The 15,843-nt window shown below is 70.1% G+C and carries 14 protein-coding genes; 4 read left to right on the top strand and 10 right to left on the bottom strand.

Annotation, left to right across the window (positions count from 1 at the left end):
* Positions 1 to 16: 16 nt before the first annotated feature.
* Positions 17 to 1,255: a branched-chain amino acid ABC transporter substrate-binding protein gene (locus tag HLB44_RS27490; protein WP_173130509.1), complete on the bottom strand. Its 1,239-nt coding sequence runs from the start codon at positions 1,253 to 1,255 to the stop codon at positions 17 to 19.
* Complete coding sequence (locus tag HLB44_RS27485) at positions 1,252 to 1,917, bottom strand: TetR/AcrR family transcriptional regulator (protein ID WP_173130506.1); 666 nt, start codon at positions 1,915 to 1,917, stop codon at positions 1,252 to 1,254. The genes HLB44_RS27490 and HLB44_RS27485 overlap by 4 nt, the downstream gene beginning before the upstream one ends.
* 74 nt (positions 1,918 to 1,991) lie before the next feature.
* On the opposite strand from HLB44_RS27485, the gene HLB44_RS27480 reads away from it, so the two are divergent.
* The 3 genes from HLB44_RS27480 (at position 1,992) to HLB44_RS27470 (ending at position 7,263) form a co-directional block, all read left to right on the top strand.
* Positions 1,992 to 3,590 (top strand): AMP-binding protein, encoded by a 1,599-nt coding sequence (locus tag HLB44_RS27480; protein ID WP_173130503.1) that lies wholly within the window; start codon positions 1,992 to 1,994, stop codon positions 3,588 to 3,590.
* 110 nt (positions 3,591 to 3,700) lie between these two features.
* Complete coding sequence (locus HLB44_RS27475) at positions 3,701 to 5,755, top strand: ATP-binding protein (RefSeq protein ID WP_173130500.1); 2,055 nt, start codon at positions 3,701 to 3,703, stop codon at positions 5,753 to 5,755.
* A gap of 113 nt (positions 5,756 to 5,868) precedes the next feature.
* The gene (locus HLB44_RS27470) at positions 5,869 to 7,263 is read left to right on the top strand and encodes an FAD-dependent oxidoreductase (protein ID WP_173130497.1); all 1,395 of its coding nucleotides are present in this window, start codon (positions 5,869 to 5,871) and stop codon (positions 7,261 to 7,263) included.
* A 214-nt stretch (positions 7,264 to 7,477) separates the two neighbouring features.
* On the opposite strand, the gene HLB44_RS27465 is transcribed toward HLB44_RS27470, so the two are convergent.
* From HLB44_RS27465 to HLB44_RS27430, 8 genes are read right to left on the bottom strand one after another with little or no spacing between them, the layout of a single operon-like run.
* Complete coding sequence (locus HLB44_RS27465) at positions 7,478 to 8,389, bottom strand: acyltransferase domain-containing protein (protein ID WP_173130494.1); 912 nt, start codon at positions 8,387 to 8,389, stop codon at positions 7,478 to 7,480.
* A complete protein-coding gene (gene mdcB / locus HLB44_RS27460) occupies positions 8,386 to 9,279 on the bottom strand; it encodes a triphosphoribosyl-dephospho-CoA synthase MdcB (protein ID WP_173130491.1) in 894 nt (297 codons plus the stop codon). The genes HLB44_RS27465 and mdcB overlap by 4 nt, the downstream gene beginning before the upstream one ends.
* On the bottom strand, positions 9,273 to 9,968 hold the full coding sequence (gene mdcG, locus HLB44_RS27455; protein WP_173130488.1) for a malonate decarboxylase holo-[acyl-carrier-protein] synthase: 696 nt from the start codon (positions 9,966 to 9,968) through the stop codon (positions 9,273 to 9,275). Before mdcG ends, mdcB begins: the two co-directional genes overlap by 7 nt.
* A gap of 10 nt (positions 9,969 to 9,978) precedes the next feature.
* Positions 9,979 to 10,680 carry a biotin-independent malonate decarboxylase subunit gamma gene (locus HLB44_RS27450; RefSeq protein WP_173130485.1) on the bottom strand — a complete coding sequence of 234 codons (702 nt, stop codon included), beginning with the start codon at positions 10,678 to 10,680 and terminating at the stop codon, positions 9,979 to 9,981.
* Positions 10,681 to 10,692: 12 nt separating this feature from the next.
* Positions 10,693 to 11,583 carry a biotin-independent malonate decarboxylase subunit beta gene (locus HLB44_RS27445; RefSeq protein ID WP_173130482.1) on the bottom strand — a complete coding sequence of 297 codons (891 nt, stop codon included), beginning with the start codon at positions 11,581 to 11,583 and terminating at the stop codon, positions 10,693 to 10,695.
* Positions 11,584 to 11,639: 56 nt separating this feature from the next.
* The gene (mdcC, locus tag HLB44_RS27440) at positions 11,640 to 11,960 is read right to left on the bottom strand and encodes a malonate decarboxylase acyl carrier protein (protein ID WP_173130479.1); all 321 of its coding nucleotides are present in this window, start codon (positions 11,958 to 11,960) and stop codon (positions 11,640 to 11,642) included.
* Positions 11,961 to 11,977: 17 nt separating this feature from the next.
* Positions 11,978 to 13,657 (bottom strand): malonate decarboxylase subunit alpha, encoded by a 1,680-nt coding sequence (gene mdcA / locus HLB44_RS27435; protein WP_173130476.1) that lies wholly within the window; start codon positions 13,655 to 13,657, stop codon positions 11,978 to 11,980.
* Positions 13,658 to 13,705: 48 nt separating this feature from the next.
* The gene (locus HLB44_RS27430) at positions 13,706 to 14,665 is read right to left on the bottom strand and encodes a tripartite tricarboxylate transporter substrate binding protein (protein ID WP_173130473.1); all 960 of its coding nucleotides are present in this window, start codon (positions 14,663 to 14,665) and stop codon (positions 13,706 to 13,708) included.
* A gap of 113 nt (positions 14,666 to 14,778) precedes the next feature.
* Here HLB44_RS27430 and HLB44_RS27425 point away from each other — a divergent pair, with 113 nt between their 5' ends.
* Positions 14,779 to 15,753, top strand: a complete 975-nt coding sequence (locus HLB44_RS27425; protein WP_343051585.1) for a LysR family transcriptional regulator — start codon at positions 14,779 to 14,781, stop codon at positions 15,751 to 15,753.
* Positions 15,754 to 15,843 lie beyond the last annotated feature (90 nt).

Raw genomic sequence — 15,843 nt, 5'->3', positions numbered from 1 at the left:
TCTTCGGGCTTTCAAATTACGGGCGCACCATCTGGCACTCCGTGCCTTGCGCGATTTCGTTTCCGCTGTACGCCGCGTCGGTGCGAAAGCCCCAATTCGTGCCTTCCCACCCGGTCTTCACCGTCTTGCCGTCGACCGGCGCGATGGTGTTCACCACCTGCGGCAGCAACAGCTGGTGATCCTCGGCGCGCATGCGCACCGGCCCGACCGCCGATTCGAACGCGAAGTCCTCGAGCGCACGCGCGATTTTCAAGGGTTCCGTCGAGCCGGCCTTGTGAATCGCCGCGGCGAGCATGCGCAGCATCAGGTCCGCGCGCGGGCCCAGATACTCTTCGCCCGTCTTGGCCTTGTAGGCCTTGGCCAGCGCGTCAACCTTGGGCATGTGCTCCTGTCCCGGATGCCATTCCGCGACCCAGGTGAGCTTGCCCATCCTGCTTTGCGACACGGCGAGCACCGTGCCGGGTGCCGCGCCGGCATTGTGGTTGAAATAACGCAGGTCAACGCCGGCTTCGCCCGCGGCCTTGAGCAGCAGCGTCAGGTCCTGCCCCCAATTGCCGGTGATCACGCTGTCCGCGCCCGCGGCCTTGATCTTGGTGACGTAGGCGGCGAAGTCCTTCACTCGTCCGATCGGGTGGAAGTCCTGCCCGACGAACTTGACATCGGGTCGGCCCAGGCCGACCAGCTCCTGCCCGTAGCGTGCCCATTGCCGGCCATGCGTGTAGTCCTGGTTGAACAGGTACACGTTCTTCACGTCGGCCTGCTTCTTCACGTAGTTCGCGATGGCCTTCATCTTCATGGCCGTGTTGGCCTCGAACTGGAAGTACCAGAAGTTGCAGGCCTTGCCCGTCAGGTCCGGATCGATCGACGAGTGGTTCAGGATGAGGATGGCCTTGTCCGGGTTGCGCTCGTTGTGGCGCGCCGCGGCGCCGACCAGCGCCGACACCACCGAGGAACCCGATCCCCCCGTGACCACGACCCGCGCCCCCTGGTCGATGGCCGACTGCAGCGCGCTGATGCTTTCCTGTGCCGCCAGCTTGCTGTCGAATTGCAGCAGCTGCAGCTGAGTGCCCTTGAGAATGCCGCCTTTGGCATTGATGTCCTCGAGCGGAAGCTGGATGTGGTTGAGCATCAGCTTGCCGATGCTGGCGAAGGGCCCCGACAGCGGGTCGATGAAGGCAACCTTGAAGGTCTTGTCCTGCGCCTGGGCAGGGCCGGCCGCCAGCGCGGCGGCAAGCGCCAATACGGGAAGTCTCATGGGAGCTCCTTGGTCGGTGGGAAATCCTTGCGCTCGAGCCCGATGACGCGCCAGGCCAGGGGCGCCAGCTCGCGCAGCATCTGCTCGGCGCTGAGGCGTCCGTCCGGCCGATACCAGGTGTACATGTAGCCGGAGATGCTGCACGCCGCCTGCGCCGTGACTCGGGTGTCGCCGAAGTCGAGCGCGCCTTCGGCGCGGCCCTGCTCCAGGAGCGCGCACAGCTTGCCGTAGAAGTGCTGGGCGAGCCGCTTCAACTCGGCGGCGAATTCGGGGCGGAAGGCATGCGGTTCGCGAAATGCGAAGAAGGAGGACGGGTAGTACTCGATGGTGATCCGGATCAAGCCCTCGAGCGCACACGCCACCTTCTCGTGGGCCGGCAGCGCGTCGTCGAGCCCGTCGAGCACCGTGAAGCAGGCGACCGTGGGTTCCCAGGTGAGCAGCTCGAACAGCTCCTGCTTGTTGCGGAAGTAGTAGTAGACATAGGGCTTGGTCACGCCGAGCTCGCCGACGATCTGTTCCATCGTCGTGTCGGCGTAGCCGTTCTCATGGAAGAGCCGCTCCGCGACGCGCAGGATGCGCTCTCGCTTCGCGTCGGCCTCGGCGCGGGCATCGCGCAGGTCGGGGCGCTGGCGGCCCTGGGGGGATGTGGCAGGTGGTCGCATACGTATACCGCACGGTAGCATGATTCCTACCGTTTGGTATATAGTGGGTTGATCCGAAGACCGAAGGTGACGCGATGGAAGCACGGCAACCCCTGCACGAACACCTGCGGAGGCACGCGCGCGAGCAGCCCGACAAGGCTGCTTATGTCTGGTACGGCCGCCCCATCCCGTATGCGGCGCTGGACCGAGCCAGTGACGCATTTGCGGCCAGGCTGGCACAGCTCGGTGTCGGCAAGGGCGCGCCGGTCGTCCTGTTCATGAACAACTGCCCGCAGTACGTCATGGCGCACTACGGCATCCAGAAGCTGGGCGCCATCGTGTGCCCCTGCAGCCCCTTGTTCAAGGAGCATGAGCTGCAGTACCAGCTCGACGACCTCCAGGCACGCGTGATCGTCGTCGCGGACGACCTGCTGCCCGTGGTCGACAAGGTGCGCTCGCAGACGGCCGTCGAGCATGTCTTCGTTGTCCGCTACGCCGACCTGCTGCCGGAGGAGCCCGCGGTCGACGTCCTGCCGGAACTGCTGGCGATGAAGCGTGAACCTCGCGCCATCCCTGCCGGCTGCGAGGACTTCCTGGCAGTCACCCGGTCCGGCGCTGCGGCACCGCCCGTGACGGTGGATATGGACGACGTCGCGCTGATGACCTACACCTCGGGCACCACGGGGCTGCCCAAGGGCGCGATGCTCACCTACGGCAACGCCCTCTTCAAGAGCGCGGCGGCGGCCGATTGCGCAGGCGTGCAGGCGAGCGACGTGCTGCTCGCGGTCGCGCCGCTGTACCACATCGCGGGCATGGTGGCGGGCGTGAACGTACCGGTGTTGAAGGGTGCGACCAGCGTGCTCTTCTACCGTTTCGATCCCGTGGCCACCTTGCAGGCGATCGAGCGGCATCGCATCACCAACTGGTACAGCATCGCCCCGATGAACGTGGCCTGCATGCAGGTGCCGGGCGCGAAAGACCACGACCTGTCCAGCCTGCGGATCAACTCGGTCACCAGCTTCGGCATCACCTTCACCGAGTCGCTCGCCATGCAGTGGCGCGCGCATGCGCCGAACTGTCAGTCGTTCGAATCGGGTTATGGCCTGAGCGAGACGCACACGGTGGACACCTACATGCCGCAGCACGCCATCCGGTGGGGCACGAATGGCATTCCGATTCCAGGCAACGAGCTGCGCATTCTCGATCCCGACACCGGATCACCCGTTCCCACGGGCCAGCAGGGCGAGATCGTGCTTCGCAGTCCCGGCGTCTTCAAGGGTTACTGGAACAATCCCGAGGGCACGGCGAGAACGCTGCGCAACGGTTGGGTGCACACCGGCGACATGGGGTCCCTCGACGCGGACGGTTATCTCACCTTCACCGGACGGATCAAGGAGATGATCAAGGTGTCGGGCTATCCGGTCTTCCCGGAGCAGGTGGAAGGCATCCTCATCAAGCATCCTGCCGTGGCGCAGGCGGCCGTGATCGGTGTGCCGGACGCCACCAAGGGCGAGGTGGTCCGGGCCTTCATCGTGCGCAAGCCCGGGCGCGAGCTCGACGCGGATTCGCTCATGGCGTGGGCGCGCGACAACATGTCGGCCTACAAGGTGCCGCGCGAGGTGCGCTTCGTCGAGCAGCTTCCCGCCACGGGCGCGGGCAAGGTGTTGCGCCGGCTGCTCAGGGACCTGCGCTGAGGGGGTGGCGAGTTCGCGACCAGCGACGGATCGCGCACCGGCGCGAGATCGCAGGCGCGCAGCCAGTCGATCGTGCTCGACAACTGCCGGCTGGCTATCATCGTGCAGCCATGACCCGCCTTATCGATCGTTTGCGTGCTCGCGCAGCCGAGCGGTTCGTCGGCCGCGAGTCGGAGCTGGCATTGGTCCGCGAATCGCTGGCGCTCGATCCGCCACGCGTGGCGGTGTTCTTCGTGCACGGGCCGGGCGGCGTCGGCAAGACGAGCCTGCTCGAGCGCGTGCGTGCGCTCGCGGCTTCCCACGGCATCGATTCACTGCGCCTGGACGCGCGCGACATCGAGCCCGCGCCGCATGGCGTGCTCAGCGCACTCGGCGCGGCGCTCGGGCTCGCAGCGGGCGACGCGACCCTCGCGTGCGTCGTCGAGCGCTGGTCGCAGCAGCCGCGTCGCCTGCTCGTGATCGACACGTTCGAATGCATCGCGCACCTGGACGGCTGGCTGCGCGAGACGCTGCTGCCGGAACTGCCCGACACCACGCGCGTGGTGATCGCCGCGCGTGTGCCGCCCGACCCGGCGTGGACGAGCGACGCGCTGTGGCGCGAGGGGGCGCGGGTGATCGGCCTGCGCAACCTCGCGGCATCCGAGTGTGCGCGTTATCTCGATGCGCGTGCGATCCCGCTCGAGCTGCACGAGCGCATCGTGCGCACAAGCCATGGCCACCCGCTCGCGCTGACGCTGCTGGCCGATATCGCGGCCGCCCGCGGCGAACTGCCGGCACAGCTCGGCCCCGACGTCGTGCGCCGGCTCGCCGAGCGCTTCACGGCGCACGTGCCGACCGAACTGCATCGCCGCGCGCTCGAGGTCTGCGCGCACGCGCGCATCACGACCGAGCCGCTGCTGGTCGACGCGGTGGATTGCGACCATGCACGCGAGCTGTTCGACTGGCTCGCGTCGCTCAGCTTCATCGAACACGCGCCCGGCGGGCTGTTCCCGCACGATCTGGTGCGCGACGCGATCGATGACGAGCTGCACTGGCGCAATCGCGAGCGTCACCGTGAGGTTCACGTCGCGGTGCACCAGCACCTGCTCAAGGATGTCGCGCGCAACGCGCGCCGGGTGTTCGACATCATGTTCCTGAATCGGCATTCGCCCGCGCTGCAGCCATTCGTCGACTTCCGCGCGCTCGGCAGCGTGTACTTCGAGCCCGCGGGTGCGGACGACCTCGCAGCGCTGCGGGCGCTGATGAGCACCGAGCTGCCCGCGTCGCAGCACGCCACGGTGGAGCACTGGTTCGCGCATCGCGCCACGCGCACCTGGGTCGCCCGGCTAGCGCCCGGCGAGCTGGTGGCCGCGACGCTCTCGATCGACCTGGCCTTGCTGGATGACGCCGAACGAGCCAGTGACCCCGTCTTCGCCGCGGTGTGGCGCGCATTTCAGGACGCGGGTTCGATGCGTCCCAACGACCACCAGTTGCTCGCGCGCTGGAACCTGGCGCAGGGCGGCCAGCGCCGACCCTCGGCGGCGATGAACGCACTGCAGATGTCGCAGTTCCATGAATGGCTCACGCTGCCGCGGCTCGGCGCCTTCGTGATCTGCGTCGAGCAACCCGACCATTGGCGGCCGATGATGAGCCACATCGGCTTTGTGCGCATGCCCGCTTGCGACAGGGTCGTCGACGCCTTGCCGCTCGGCTGCTACGTGCACGACTGGCGCGCCGTGCCGCCGGGACCGTGGCTCGGGTCGATGGCAGCCCGCACGTTTGCCCGGCCGACAGCACCCTTCGATGCCGCGATCACGGCGCCGCAGCGCCTGGCGCGGCCGGACTTCGAACGCGCCGTGCGCGATGCTCTGCGGCTGTACCACGATGCCACGGCGCTGGCTGCCAACCCGCTGGTGCAATGCGACAGCGTTCGCGCCGCCGCGTCGGACGGGGAAGCGCCGGTCGATACCCTGCGGCGCCTGTTGCTCGAGCAGGCCCAGGCGCTGCGCGCACGGCCGCGCGACGCCAAGTTCTGGCGCGCGCTCGAGCTCACGTACTTCCGCCCGGCCGGCTCGCAGGAACTGGCGGCGGAGCGGCTGGCGCTGCCGTTCGGCACCTACCGCTACCAACTCGCCACCGGCATCGAGCGCGTCGTGCAGACGCTGTGGACGCAAGAGACGGGTTGAACAGGGCGCACGGTCGACGGCCTCTTCGACACCCTCTTCGACAGCATCTTCGGCTGGCGATTCGGCGCCGCCCGCGCCGAAGCTCTGGGCACCCAGCGAACCGGAGGTGTCCCATGTGGTTCTCGAAATCCCCCCAGATGCTCGGCCGGCGCGCGCTCGTGCTCGGCGCGAGCATGGCCGGCCTGCTGGCTGCCCGCATCCTGGCCGAGCGCTTCGATGAAGTGTGGCTGCTCGAGCGCGATGCGCTGCCCGACGGCCCGGCGCCGCGCAAGGGCACGCCGCAGGCGCTGCATGCGCATGGCCTGCTCGCGCGCGGGCGCGAGATCCTGGAGTCGCTGTTTCCCGGCTTCACCGCCGCGCTCGAAGCGCAAGGCGCGCTCGTCGGCGACCTGCAGGCCAACGCGCCATTCGTCGCCGCCGGACGGCGCTTCGCGCACGGCACGGCCTGCGGCCGCGCCGGCATCGCGTGCAGCCGCCTCGCCGTCGAGGCCGAGGTGCGACGCCGTGTGCTCGCGCTGTCACGCGTGCGCGCGCTGACCGACGTGGACATCCTGCAGCCGACGCTCGACGAGGCGCGTCCGCGCGTCACCGGTGTGCGCATCGCGCAGCGCAGCGGCGGCGCGCAGCAGACGCTGGCCGCCGACCTCGTGGTGGACTGCACCGGGCGCGGCTCCCGCACACCGGCATGGCTGCGCGACTGGGGCTTCGACGCGCCGGAGGAGGAGCGCGTGACGGTGGGCATCGGCTATGCCACCACCTACCTGAAGCGCGAGCCGCAGCATGCGCCGGGCATCGCCGCGCTGGTCTTCGCCGCCACGCCGCAGTTGCCCATGCCCGGCGTGCTGCTCGCACAGGAAGCCTGCGCCGACGGCGTGGCGCGCTGGGTGGTGACGCTCGGCGGCTACGCGGGTGACCATCCCGCGCCGACACTCGAGGGCATGCGCGAGCGCGCGCGCCGCATGGGCGACCCGGCGCTGCTGCGCATCCTGCGTGAGGCCGAGCCGCTCGCGCCGGTCACGCGCTACAGCTTCGCGCACAGCCAGCGCCGTCACTTCGAGAAGCTCAGGCGGTTTCCGCAGCGATTTCTCGTGATGGGCGACGCGATCGCGAGCTTCAATCCCGTGTACGGGCAGGGCATGAGCGTGGCCGCGAGCGAGGCGCTCGCCTTGCGGGACGCGCTTGCGACAGGCCTGGAGAGCCTGCACGCACGCTTCTTCATCGCGGCGTCGAAAGCCATCGACGTGCCGTGGCAACTGGCCGTGGGTGCCGATCTCGCGATCCCGAGCGTGCCCGGTGCCCGGCCGGCGCCGGTGCGCTTCGTCAATGCCTACCTCGCACGCGTGTTCCGCGCCGCCGAGCACGACCCCGCCGTGGCGCTCGCGTTCATGAAGGTGGCGCACCTGGTGGCGGCCCCGGCATCGCTCTTTGCGCCCGGCATGCTGGTGCGCGTGTTGCGCCGCGCAGTGCGCGCGGAGGTGTCGCTCCCCTTGGAGGAGGTGATCCACTGATCAGCCACATCCCGCCAATGCACGAAGCGCTCTCGCGAAACGCTCGGGGGGGCCGGCAGCATCGGCTACCTGGCCCTGTACGAGATCGTGGATCCAGCGACCGTGCTGGTACTGGCCAGGGGTTGATTCAGATCCCCTCGGGGACGCCAAGTACACCCCGTGTCGATCGCGCCAAGCGTTGTCGACATGGGGTCTTTGCTTTCCGTTCCGGCGATCAACGGGCGAGCCTGGCGACCCAGTCGATCACCGCCCGCGCGCTGCGAAACTCATCGCATGAGCGCGCCGGCACCTCGGGATAGCGCCGGTTCCACATCGCGGCCAGCGCCGATCCCGGCCCGACTTCGAGCACGCACGCAGGCTGTCTCGCGTGCACGGCCTCGAGGCACCCGGACCATTGGACCGGCTGCGCGATCTGGGTTGCCAGTGCCCGGGCCGCCTGCTCGGCAGTGAAGATCCGTCCGGCATCGGTGTTGCTGAACAGTGGGGTCGTCGGACGCTTCAACGCCATGCCGGCAAGCACCGTCGCAAACGCCTGCGCCGCCGGGCTCATCGCCGGCGTGTGGGAGGCCAGTCCGACCTTCAGCGGCGACCACTTGGCGCCCAGCTCGAGCGCGCGTGGCTCGGCGTCCATCAGTGCCGCTGTCGAGCCGCCCAGCACGACCGTGTCGGCGGCGATGCGGATGGCGACCGCAGCGCCCGTGGCACGGCACAGCGCAGCGACGGCCGGCGCGCCGAGGCCGCCGACGGCAGCGAGGCCGCCGGGCGATTGCGCGGCCGCGCGGTCCATGGCCTCGGCGCGCTGCACGGCCAAGGCCATCGCGATGTCGGCATCGAAGACGCCGGCCGCCGCGAACGCGGCGAGTTCGCCGACGCTGTAGCCGGCGATGGCTGCCGGCGTTGGCAGCCCGGCCGAGAGCTGCGCCCAGGCGGTGAGCGCGACGCCGGTGAGCAGCACCTGGGCGTGGCGGTTGCGCGTGGCCCAGGTCGGATCGTCGAGTGCCTGGCGCCAGTTGCTAACTCCCAAAAGGGATGTCATCTGCCGCAGCAGCGGATGGCTGTCGTCGAGCCAGTTCAGCATCTGCGGATGCTGCGTGCCCTGGCCCGAGAACAGCAGGCCGACGCTCATGTCACGCGACCGGGGCTTCCCGAGGCACCGATGCGCTGCAGCCAGCAGGCGGCGGCGAGCATGTCGGCGGCGCCCCCCGGCGAAAGCCGGCGGGCGACGAACTGGCGACCGATCGCCTGCGCACGGGCCAGGCCATCCGATGTCGACGACCCGCCGGCGGCGAGGAACGCCTGCGCCGCACGCTGCGCGAAGCGCAGGCCTTCGAGGCCGCCGCGGTGCGCGAGGTTGGCATCGTCCAACACGCCGATGACGTGGAACAGGGTATCCAGGCGCGCAGCGTCCGCAGGCATGCCGCGGCGCAAGGCATCGCGCAGCGCAGGCGCCGCCGTGTCGAACAAGACCGGAAAGCCGAGCGACGCTTCGGCCGACGCGCTGCGCAGCCCGAGGCGGCGGGCGGCTTGTCCGCCCGGCAAGTGGGAGGGTCGGACTGCGCGGGCCACCAGCGCATCGCCCCAGCGCTCGAGCAGCTCGGCACGCAATCGCCCGGCGTCGATGCGACGGTTCGCGGCCACCAGCGCGCCGGCCGAAGCGCAGAGCAGGCCGATCGTGAAGATGGCGCCGCGGTGCGTGTTGACGCCACCGGTGGCGGTGAGCATGCGCGCTTCGGCGTCGATGCCGCAGCGTTCCAGCGCGTCGAAGGGCGCACGCGCGGCGCCCAGCGCGGCGATCGTGCGGAAGTAGTTGCGCAACGCGATCAGGCTGCGCATGAAGGTGCGCGCATCCATGTCGTCGTGGCTGCCGCGATCGGTCAGCGTCACGAGGCCGGGCTTGGGCGACAGCGCCAGCTCGTCGTAGAGGGCGAGCGTCGCCGCACGGCCGATCGCGCAGGCCGCCGGGCTCGCCGCGGTCCAAGGCGTGCGGGGCGCGCGCGCAGCTTGCGCATTCACCATGGCACCGTCTCCTTGCCCGTGCCGATGGCTTCGGCCGCGGGTGCCTGTGTGAGCGCTGCACCGGTCAAGGTCTTGGTGAGGATCGCGCTGCACCGGCCCGCGCGCCACGCCCGCCACTCGCGCCACGAGACTGCGCGACCGTCGGGAAACAGCAGCTCGCCATCGAGGCGGGGCGCACGTTCGTGGCCGAAGGCATCCAGCACCACCACGACGGCATCCGCGTGGCCGGCGTCGGCCACGGCAATCCACACGTCGATGTCCGAGCGCGGATGCACGTACGACAGTCCGCTCAGCAATTGCCAGCCATGGCTGCCGTACACGCGGGCCCGTGCGTTGAGCGATGACAGCGCGACGCACAGCCGTCGTACCTCCTCGCGACCGCGGCCGCGAAGCTCCGGCAGCAGCGACTCGATGCGCGGAAACTCGTCGAACCACGCGACGTCGGCCCGGGCCACCGTCAATCCGATGCGCCGGCGCTGCCAGGCGATTGGCGCGGCCAGGCCCACGGCCAGCTCGTCCGGCTTCGCGGCCCCGTCGCAACGCAGCTGACGGGTCACGACGAGCGGCAGGCGCCGCGCGGCCCAGTGCGCGATGCAGGTGCGTGCCTCTGCGTCCGTGGCTTGCGCTTGAACCTGATGCCAGCCCTGCGCCGTCAGGTGCACGAGCTGGTGCCGATGCAGCGGGGGCATGGCAGCGCCTTCAGTCCGCATGCAGCACGCGCTGCACGACGTCCGCGGCCAGGCGGCGGCCGCCGCGCGCCTTGCCGTCGCTGGCGCGCCGGTCGTCCGTCGGCGAATCGTCCAGTGCGCTGCGCAACGCGGCGGGCAGGTCGCCCTGCCACAGGCGCCGCAGGCCGCCCATCGCGACGTAGTTCTCGACCCCCGGTGCAAACACCGGATTGGCTTGCGACAGCTCCGTCAGCATCGCCTCGGGCAGCTTGGTCACGCGCGCCATCGCCGGAATGCGCATGACGCGGATCTCGGCTTCGGGCAGCGCATCGCAGGCGTCCGCGATCAGGCCCGACGTGATGAAGCCGCCCGACAGCGCCTGGTCGTACACCAGTCCTAACACGCGATGGCCGCGGCGCCGCGCCAGGTCGATCGCCATGCCCAGGTGCGCCATCGCGCGGTTGATGCCGACCAGCTCGTCGCGCCGCCGCAGCTGCTGGCCCTGCGTGTCGATCAGCAGCAGGATCGGCCGCGCGGGATGGCGGGCCATCGTGTCGAGCACGAGGCGCGCCTGCGCCAGTGCCAGCGCGACGCCGATCGGCGCGTGGTGGGTCGTGCCGATGATCGTCAGCGGCGCGCCGTCGAACAGCACGTCGCCGTGCAGGAAGTCGCCCGTGCGGACGATGCCGTGGTCGGCGCCGAAGAGCGCGCTTGCCAGCGTGTTCCAGTCCATTGCCGATCTCCTTCAGGTGCGGCGCAGCGCGTGCATGCCATTCACATCGAGGTCGCCGATCCGCTCGGCCTCGGCCACGCCCAGCCGCGACCACAGGGTCCGTGCCTCGTCGCCGTCGACCGGCTCGGCCAGCAGCGCCAGCCGCGCCTTCAGCAGCGCGTGCTCTGCTTCGAGTGTGTCCAAGGTCACGGGTCGAGCAGCGTCCAGCGCAGCGACGGCCGCCGTGCGAAACGCCTCGACGTCGTCCTCGACCAGCGCATCGCAATCGCCGACCAGCCAGCGGTGCTTGCCGCCGGTGGTGCGCCAGACCAGCGCACGATCGCGCGCGTCGAACTCGTCAACGCCGTGCGAGGCCTCGATGACCTCCGGCCCCGACATCGCGAGCCGGCCGACGTCGCTCATCACGACGTGGTCGGCGCAGCGCGCGACGATGCCCATACCGCCGAAGCAGCCGTTGGCGCCGCCGATCAGCACGATCACCGGGATGCCGGCGGCGCGCACATCGAGCAGCGCGCGCATCACTTCCGACACCGCGATCAGTCCGGCATTGGCTTCGTGCAGGCGCACGCCGCCGGATTCGGCGAGCAGCAGAACCGCCTGGGGCCGGTCGCGCAGCGCGCGCCTGAGCAGCCCGACGAGCTTCGCGCCATGCACCTCGCCGACGCCGCCGCCCATGAAGGCGCCTTCCTGCGCCGCGACGAAGACGGGCCGCCCGGCCAATGTCGCCCGCCCGATCGCCACGCCATCGTCGAACGCGCAGGGCACGCCCAGCTGCGCGAGGTGCGGGCTGGTCACCCGCTCGGCCGGCGGCAGCCATTCGTGGAAGCTGCCGGCGTCGAGCAATCGCGCGATGCGCTCGCGCGCCGAGCATTCGGAATAACTGATGGAGGACGCGTCAATCATTGGGAAACCTCCGCGCTGCGCGCTCCGGTATGAGCCCTTCGGGCGGCCGGGCGGGCTCATGGCAGCTCCGCAACAGCCTGGTCGAGCCGCAGACTGACGACCGCGGGCGTCGCACCCATGTCGTGGATCGACACCCGCACGCCGGCCAGCGGATGGCGGCGATGGAAGTCGTTGACCACGGCTTCCCAGATCGCGCCGAAGCCGCGCGCCGAGGTCTCGATGTGCACGCGGCACTCGCTGCCGGCGATCGATTCCAGCAGCACTTCGAGGTTGCCCGATCCGACGACGCCGACCAGCACCGGCGCGAAGGGCCCGGCAGGCTGCTGCCCGGGCAGGGTGTAGGCCAGCGTCTCGAGGCCCGGAGGGAGCTTGCTCATCGCGGTCGAATGTCCGTTCACCAGTTCCTGAAGCGCTTCGGCGGCTCGTACAAGCCACCGGACGCACGCACGAGATCGCGCATCGAGCGCGCGGCCAGCAGGTTGCGCGTGGCCTGGCGCGGATCGATTCCCAGATCCTGCGGCCGGCGGATCACGCCGCGGTCGCGCAGGTTCTCCACCATTCGCTCGTCGCGTGCCAGGCCGACGGCGGTGTAGCCGGCCACGCCGCGGATCGCCTGCTCGCGCTCCTCGTCGCTGCGGCACAGCAGCAGGTTGGCGATGCCTTGCTCGGTCAGCACGTGGCTCACGTCGTCGCCGTAGATCATGATCGGCGGCAGCGCCATGCCCGACTGCTCTGCCAGCTGCCAGGCATCGAGCCGCTCGACGAACGCGGGCTGCATGTGCTCGCGAAAGGTCTCGACCATCTGCACCACCAGCTTCTGGCCGCGCGGCGTGCCGGCCGCGCCGGAGCGGCCCTGGCGTGCCTCGCGACCCGCCTGCAGCCAGGCCGGGCTGGCGTGGCGGCGGCCGCGCGCATCGGCGCCCATGTTCGGCGCGCCGCCGAAGCCGGTGATGCGCCCGAGCGTCGCGGTCGAGCTGTTGCCGTCGAGGTCCATCTGCAGCGTCGAGCCGATGAAGAGATCGCAGGCATAGTGGCCCGCGGCCTGGCAGAACGCGCGGTTGCTGCGCAGCGAGCCGTCGGGGCCGGTGAAGAACACATCGGAGCGGGCGCGGATGTAGTCCTCCATGCCGAGCTCCGAGCCGAAGGAGTGGATCGACTCGACCCAGCCGGCCTCGATCGCGGGAATCAGCGCCGGGTGCGGGTTCAGCGCCCAGTGGCGGCAGATCCTGCCCTTCAGGCCGAGCGACTCGCCGTAGGTGGGCAGCAGCAGCTCGATGGCCGCGGTGTCGAAACCGATGCCGTGGTTCAGCCGCTGCACGCCGTACTCGGCGTAGATGCCCTTGATGGCCATCATCGCCATCAGCACCTGGATCTCGCTGATCTGCGCCGGGTCGCGGGTGAAGAGGGGCTCGATGACGTTCGGCCGCGGCGCCTTGACGACGAAGCTGACCCAGCCGGCCGGCACGTCGATCCGCGGCAGGGCGCTGCCGTCGTCGAGCAGCTCGTTGACCTGCGCGATCACGATGCCGCCGGAGAACGCGGTGGCCTCGACGATGGCCGGCGTGTCCTCGGTGTTGGGTCCGGTGTAGAGGTTGCCCTCGGCATCGGCCGCGTGTGCGGCCACCAGGGCGACCTGGGGCGTCAGGTCGACGAAATAGCGCGCGAACAGCTCGAGGTAGGTGTGGATCGCGCCGATCTGAATGCGGCGTTCCGAGACCAGTTTCGCCAGGCGGGCGCCCTGCGGGCCGGAGAAGCTGAAGTCCAGGCGCGACGCGATGCCGAGCTCGAAGAGGTCCAGGTGCTCGGGCAGCGCCAGCACCGACTGCACCATGTGCAGGTCGTGCACCCGCTGCGGGTCGAGCCGCACCAGGGCCTGCGCGAGGAAATCGGCCTGCTTCTGGTTGTTGCCTTCGAGGCAGACGCGGTCGTGCGGCTCGATCACCGCCTCGAGCAGCTCGGTGATGGCCTCGCTCGGCACGCGCTTGCCGCGCAGGCGCGGGCCGAGGGCCTGAGCGGCGCGCGCCAGCCGCGCGGCGCGGTTGTCGGCGCGGGTGGTCCAGGTCCTGGCAGTCATGGCATGCCCAAGGTCTCGAGAGGATGGCGCATCGTCACGGCACCTGCTTCAGTCCAGCTTGACGCTGGCGGCCTTCACCACGTCGGCCCAGCGCTTCGTCTCGAAGGCCACGAACTCGCCGAAGGCCGCGCCGACCAGCGCGGGCGTGTCGGCACCCAGGGCCGTCCATGCGGCCTTGATCTCCGGCGCGGCCAAGGCCTTCGCCAGTTCCTGCGTCATGCGCTCGATCACCGCGGGCGGCGTGTTCTTCGGCGCCCACAGGCCGTACCAGGTCGACACCTGGTAATCCGGGACACCGGCCTCGACCGTCGTCGGAATGTCGGGGAAGGCGGTCGCGCGCCGTGTGCCGGCGATGGCGATGGCCTTCAGCCGTCCGTTCTTGATGTGCGTGGCCGACGAGCCCAGGCCGTCGAACATCAGGTCCACCTGGCCGCCGATCAGGTCCTGCAGCGCCGGGCCGGCGCCCTTGTAGGGCACGTGGCCGATGGCCGTCTTCGTCTGCAGCTTGAACAGCTCGCCGGCCAGATGGTGCGAGGTGCCGTTGCCGGCCGAGCCGTAGTTCAGCGCGCTGGCGGGCGCGCGCAATTGCGCGAGCAGCTCCTTCAGCGTCTTGCCGGGCACGCGCTGCGGGTTGGCAACGATCACCTGCGGCACGCTGGCCAGCAGCGCGACCGGCACGAAGTCATGCGCCAGGCTGTAGTCGAGCTTCGGGTAGACGGCAGGCGCGATGGCGTGGTGCACCGCGCCCATCAGCCAGGTGTGGCCGTCGGCCGTGGCCCGGGCGGCCATCGATGCCCCGATGTTGCCGCCCGCGCCGCCGCGGTTGTCGATGATCACCTGCTGCCCCAGCTGCTTCGTGAGCTGCGCGAACAGCGGCCGCGCGAACGCGTCGGTACCGCCGCCGGCCGGGAACGGCACGATGACCGTCACCGGTTTCGCCGGCCAGGCCTGGGCCTGGGCGAGCAGCGAGAAGGCGGCGAGCGCCGCGGCGACGAAGAGTCGTTGCATGATGTCTCCTGGGCTTGTCAGACGGATGGGCCCTGCGTGACGCAACGGCTTGACCCAATGGTTGCCGCTCGCGTGCCGATGCGCCATTCGGCATCGGTTGAGGTGTCCTTTCGTTGCCGTTGACCTTCGTTGCCGTCGACCCGCTGGCCATGATCAATCTGAACCGCTTCGACCTCGTCACGCTGCGCCTGTTCGTCGCCGCGCTCGATGCAGGCAGCCTGACCGCCGGCGCCGATCGTTTCGGCATCTCGCTGGCGGCGGCGAGCAAGCGCATCGCCGACCTCGAGCAGCATTGCGGCGTACCGCTGCTGCAGCGCAGGCAGCGCGGCGTGTCCGCCACCGCCGAAGGGCAGACGGTGCACCGCCTGGCGATCGAGGTCATCGCCCGCCTGGAGCAGCTGGCGCAATCGATCGACGATTTCCGCGCCGGCGCGGCAGGCCACCTGCGCCTGTGCGCGAACCCGTCGGCCTTCGGCGGTTTCCTGCCCGCGGTGCTGGCGCGTTATGCCGAGCGCTACCCGAAGGTCCGCATCGACCTCGACGACACGCTCAGCGAGGACGGCGTGCGCGCCGTCCAGAAGGGCACGGCGGAACTGGCCGTCATCGGCGACAACGTGCCCTGTGACGGGCTCGAAACGCTGCCCTGCAATGTCGACGAGCTGGTGTTGCTGGTTCCGATGACCCACCCGCTGGCCACGGCGGGTGCGGGCGCCGGTGCCGGCACGGTGGCGATGGAACATGCACTCGGCCACGACCAGATCGCGCTGGCGCGAAGTGCATCGCTAACGCGCAAAGTGATCGCCGCCGCCGAAGCGGCGGGCCTGACGCTGCGCATCCGCGTTCAGGTGCGCAGCTTCGACTCGATGTGCCGCATGGTGGCCTGCGGTCTGGGCATCGCCGTGCTGCCGTCGTCTGCGGCGCAGCTCTACGCACAGGCCCTCGGTCTCGTCACCCTGCGCCTGACCGGGGCCGAGGTCGAGCGGCGCTTGCTGCTGGCCATGCGGCGGCGCTCGGCGCTCTCGGCGCCGGCCCTGGCGCTGGTGCAGATGATCGAAGCCGAAGTGGGCGCCGCTGACGGATCGGACTGAACGCTCGTCGCCACGAGCGCTGGCCGATCTTTCTGCAGCCCTGCAGCCCTGCAGACCAGGGTTACTGCCGAGTCTCCATGAGGCTCGCTG

The sequence above is a fragment of the Pseudaquabacterium terrae genome (genome assembly GCF_013266755.1).
Taxonomy (GTDB): Bacteria; Pseudomonadota; Gammaproteobacteria; order Burkholderiales; family Burkholderiaceae_C; genus Pseudaquabacterium; species Pseudaquabacterium terrae.
This window is presented reverse-complemented; position numbering and strand designations above follow the sequence as displayed.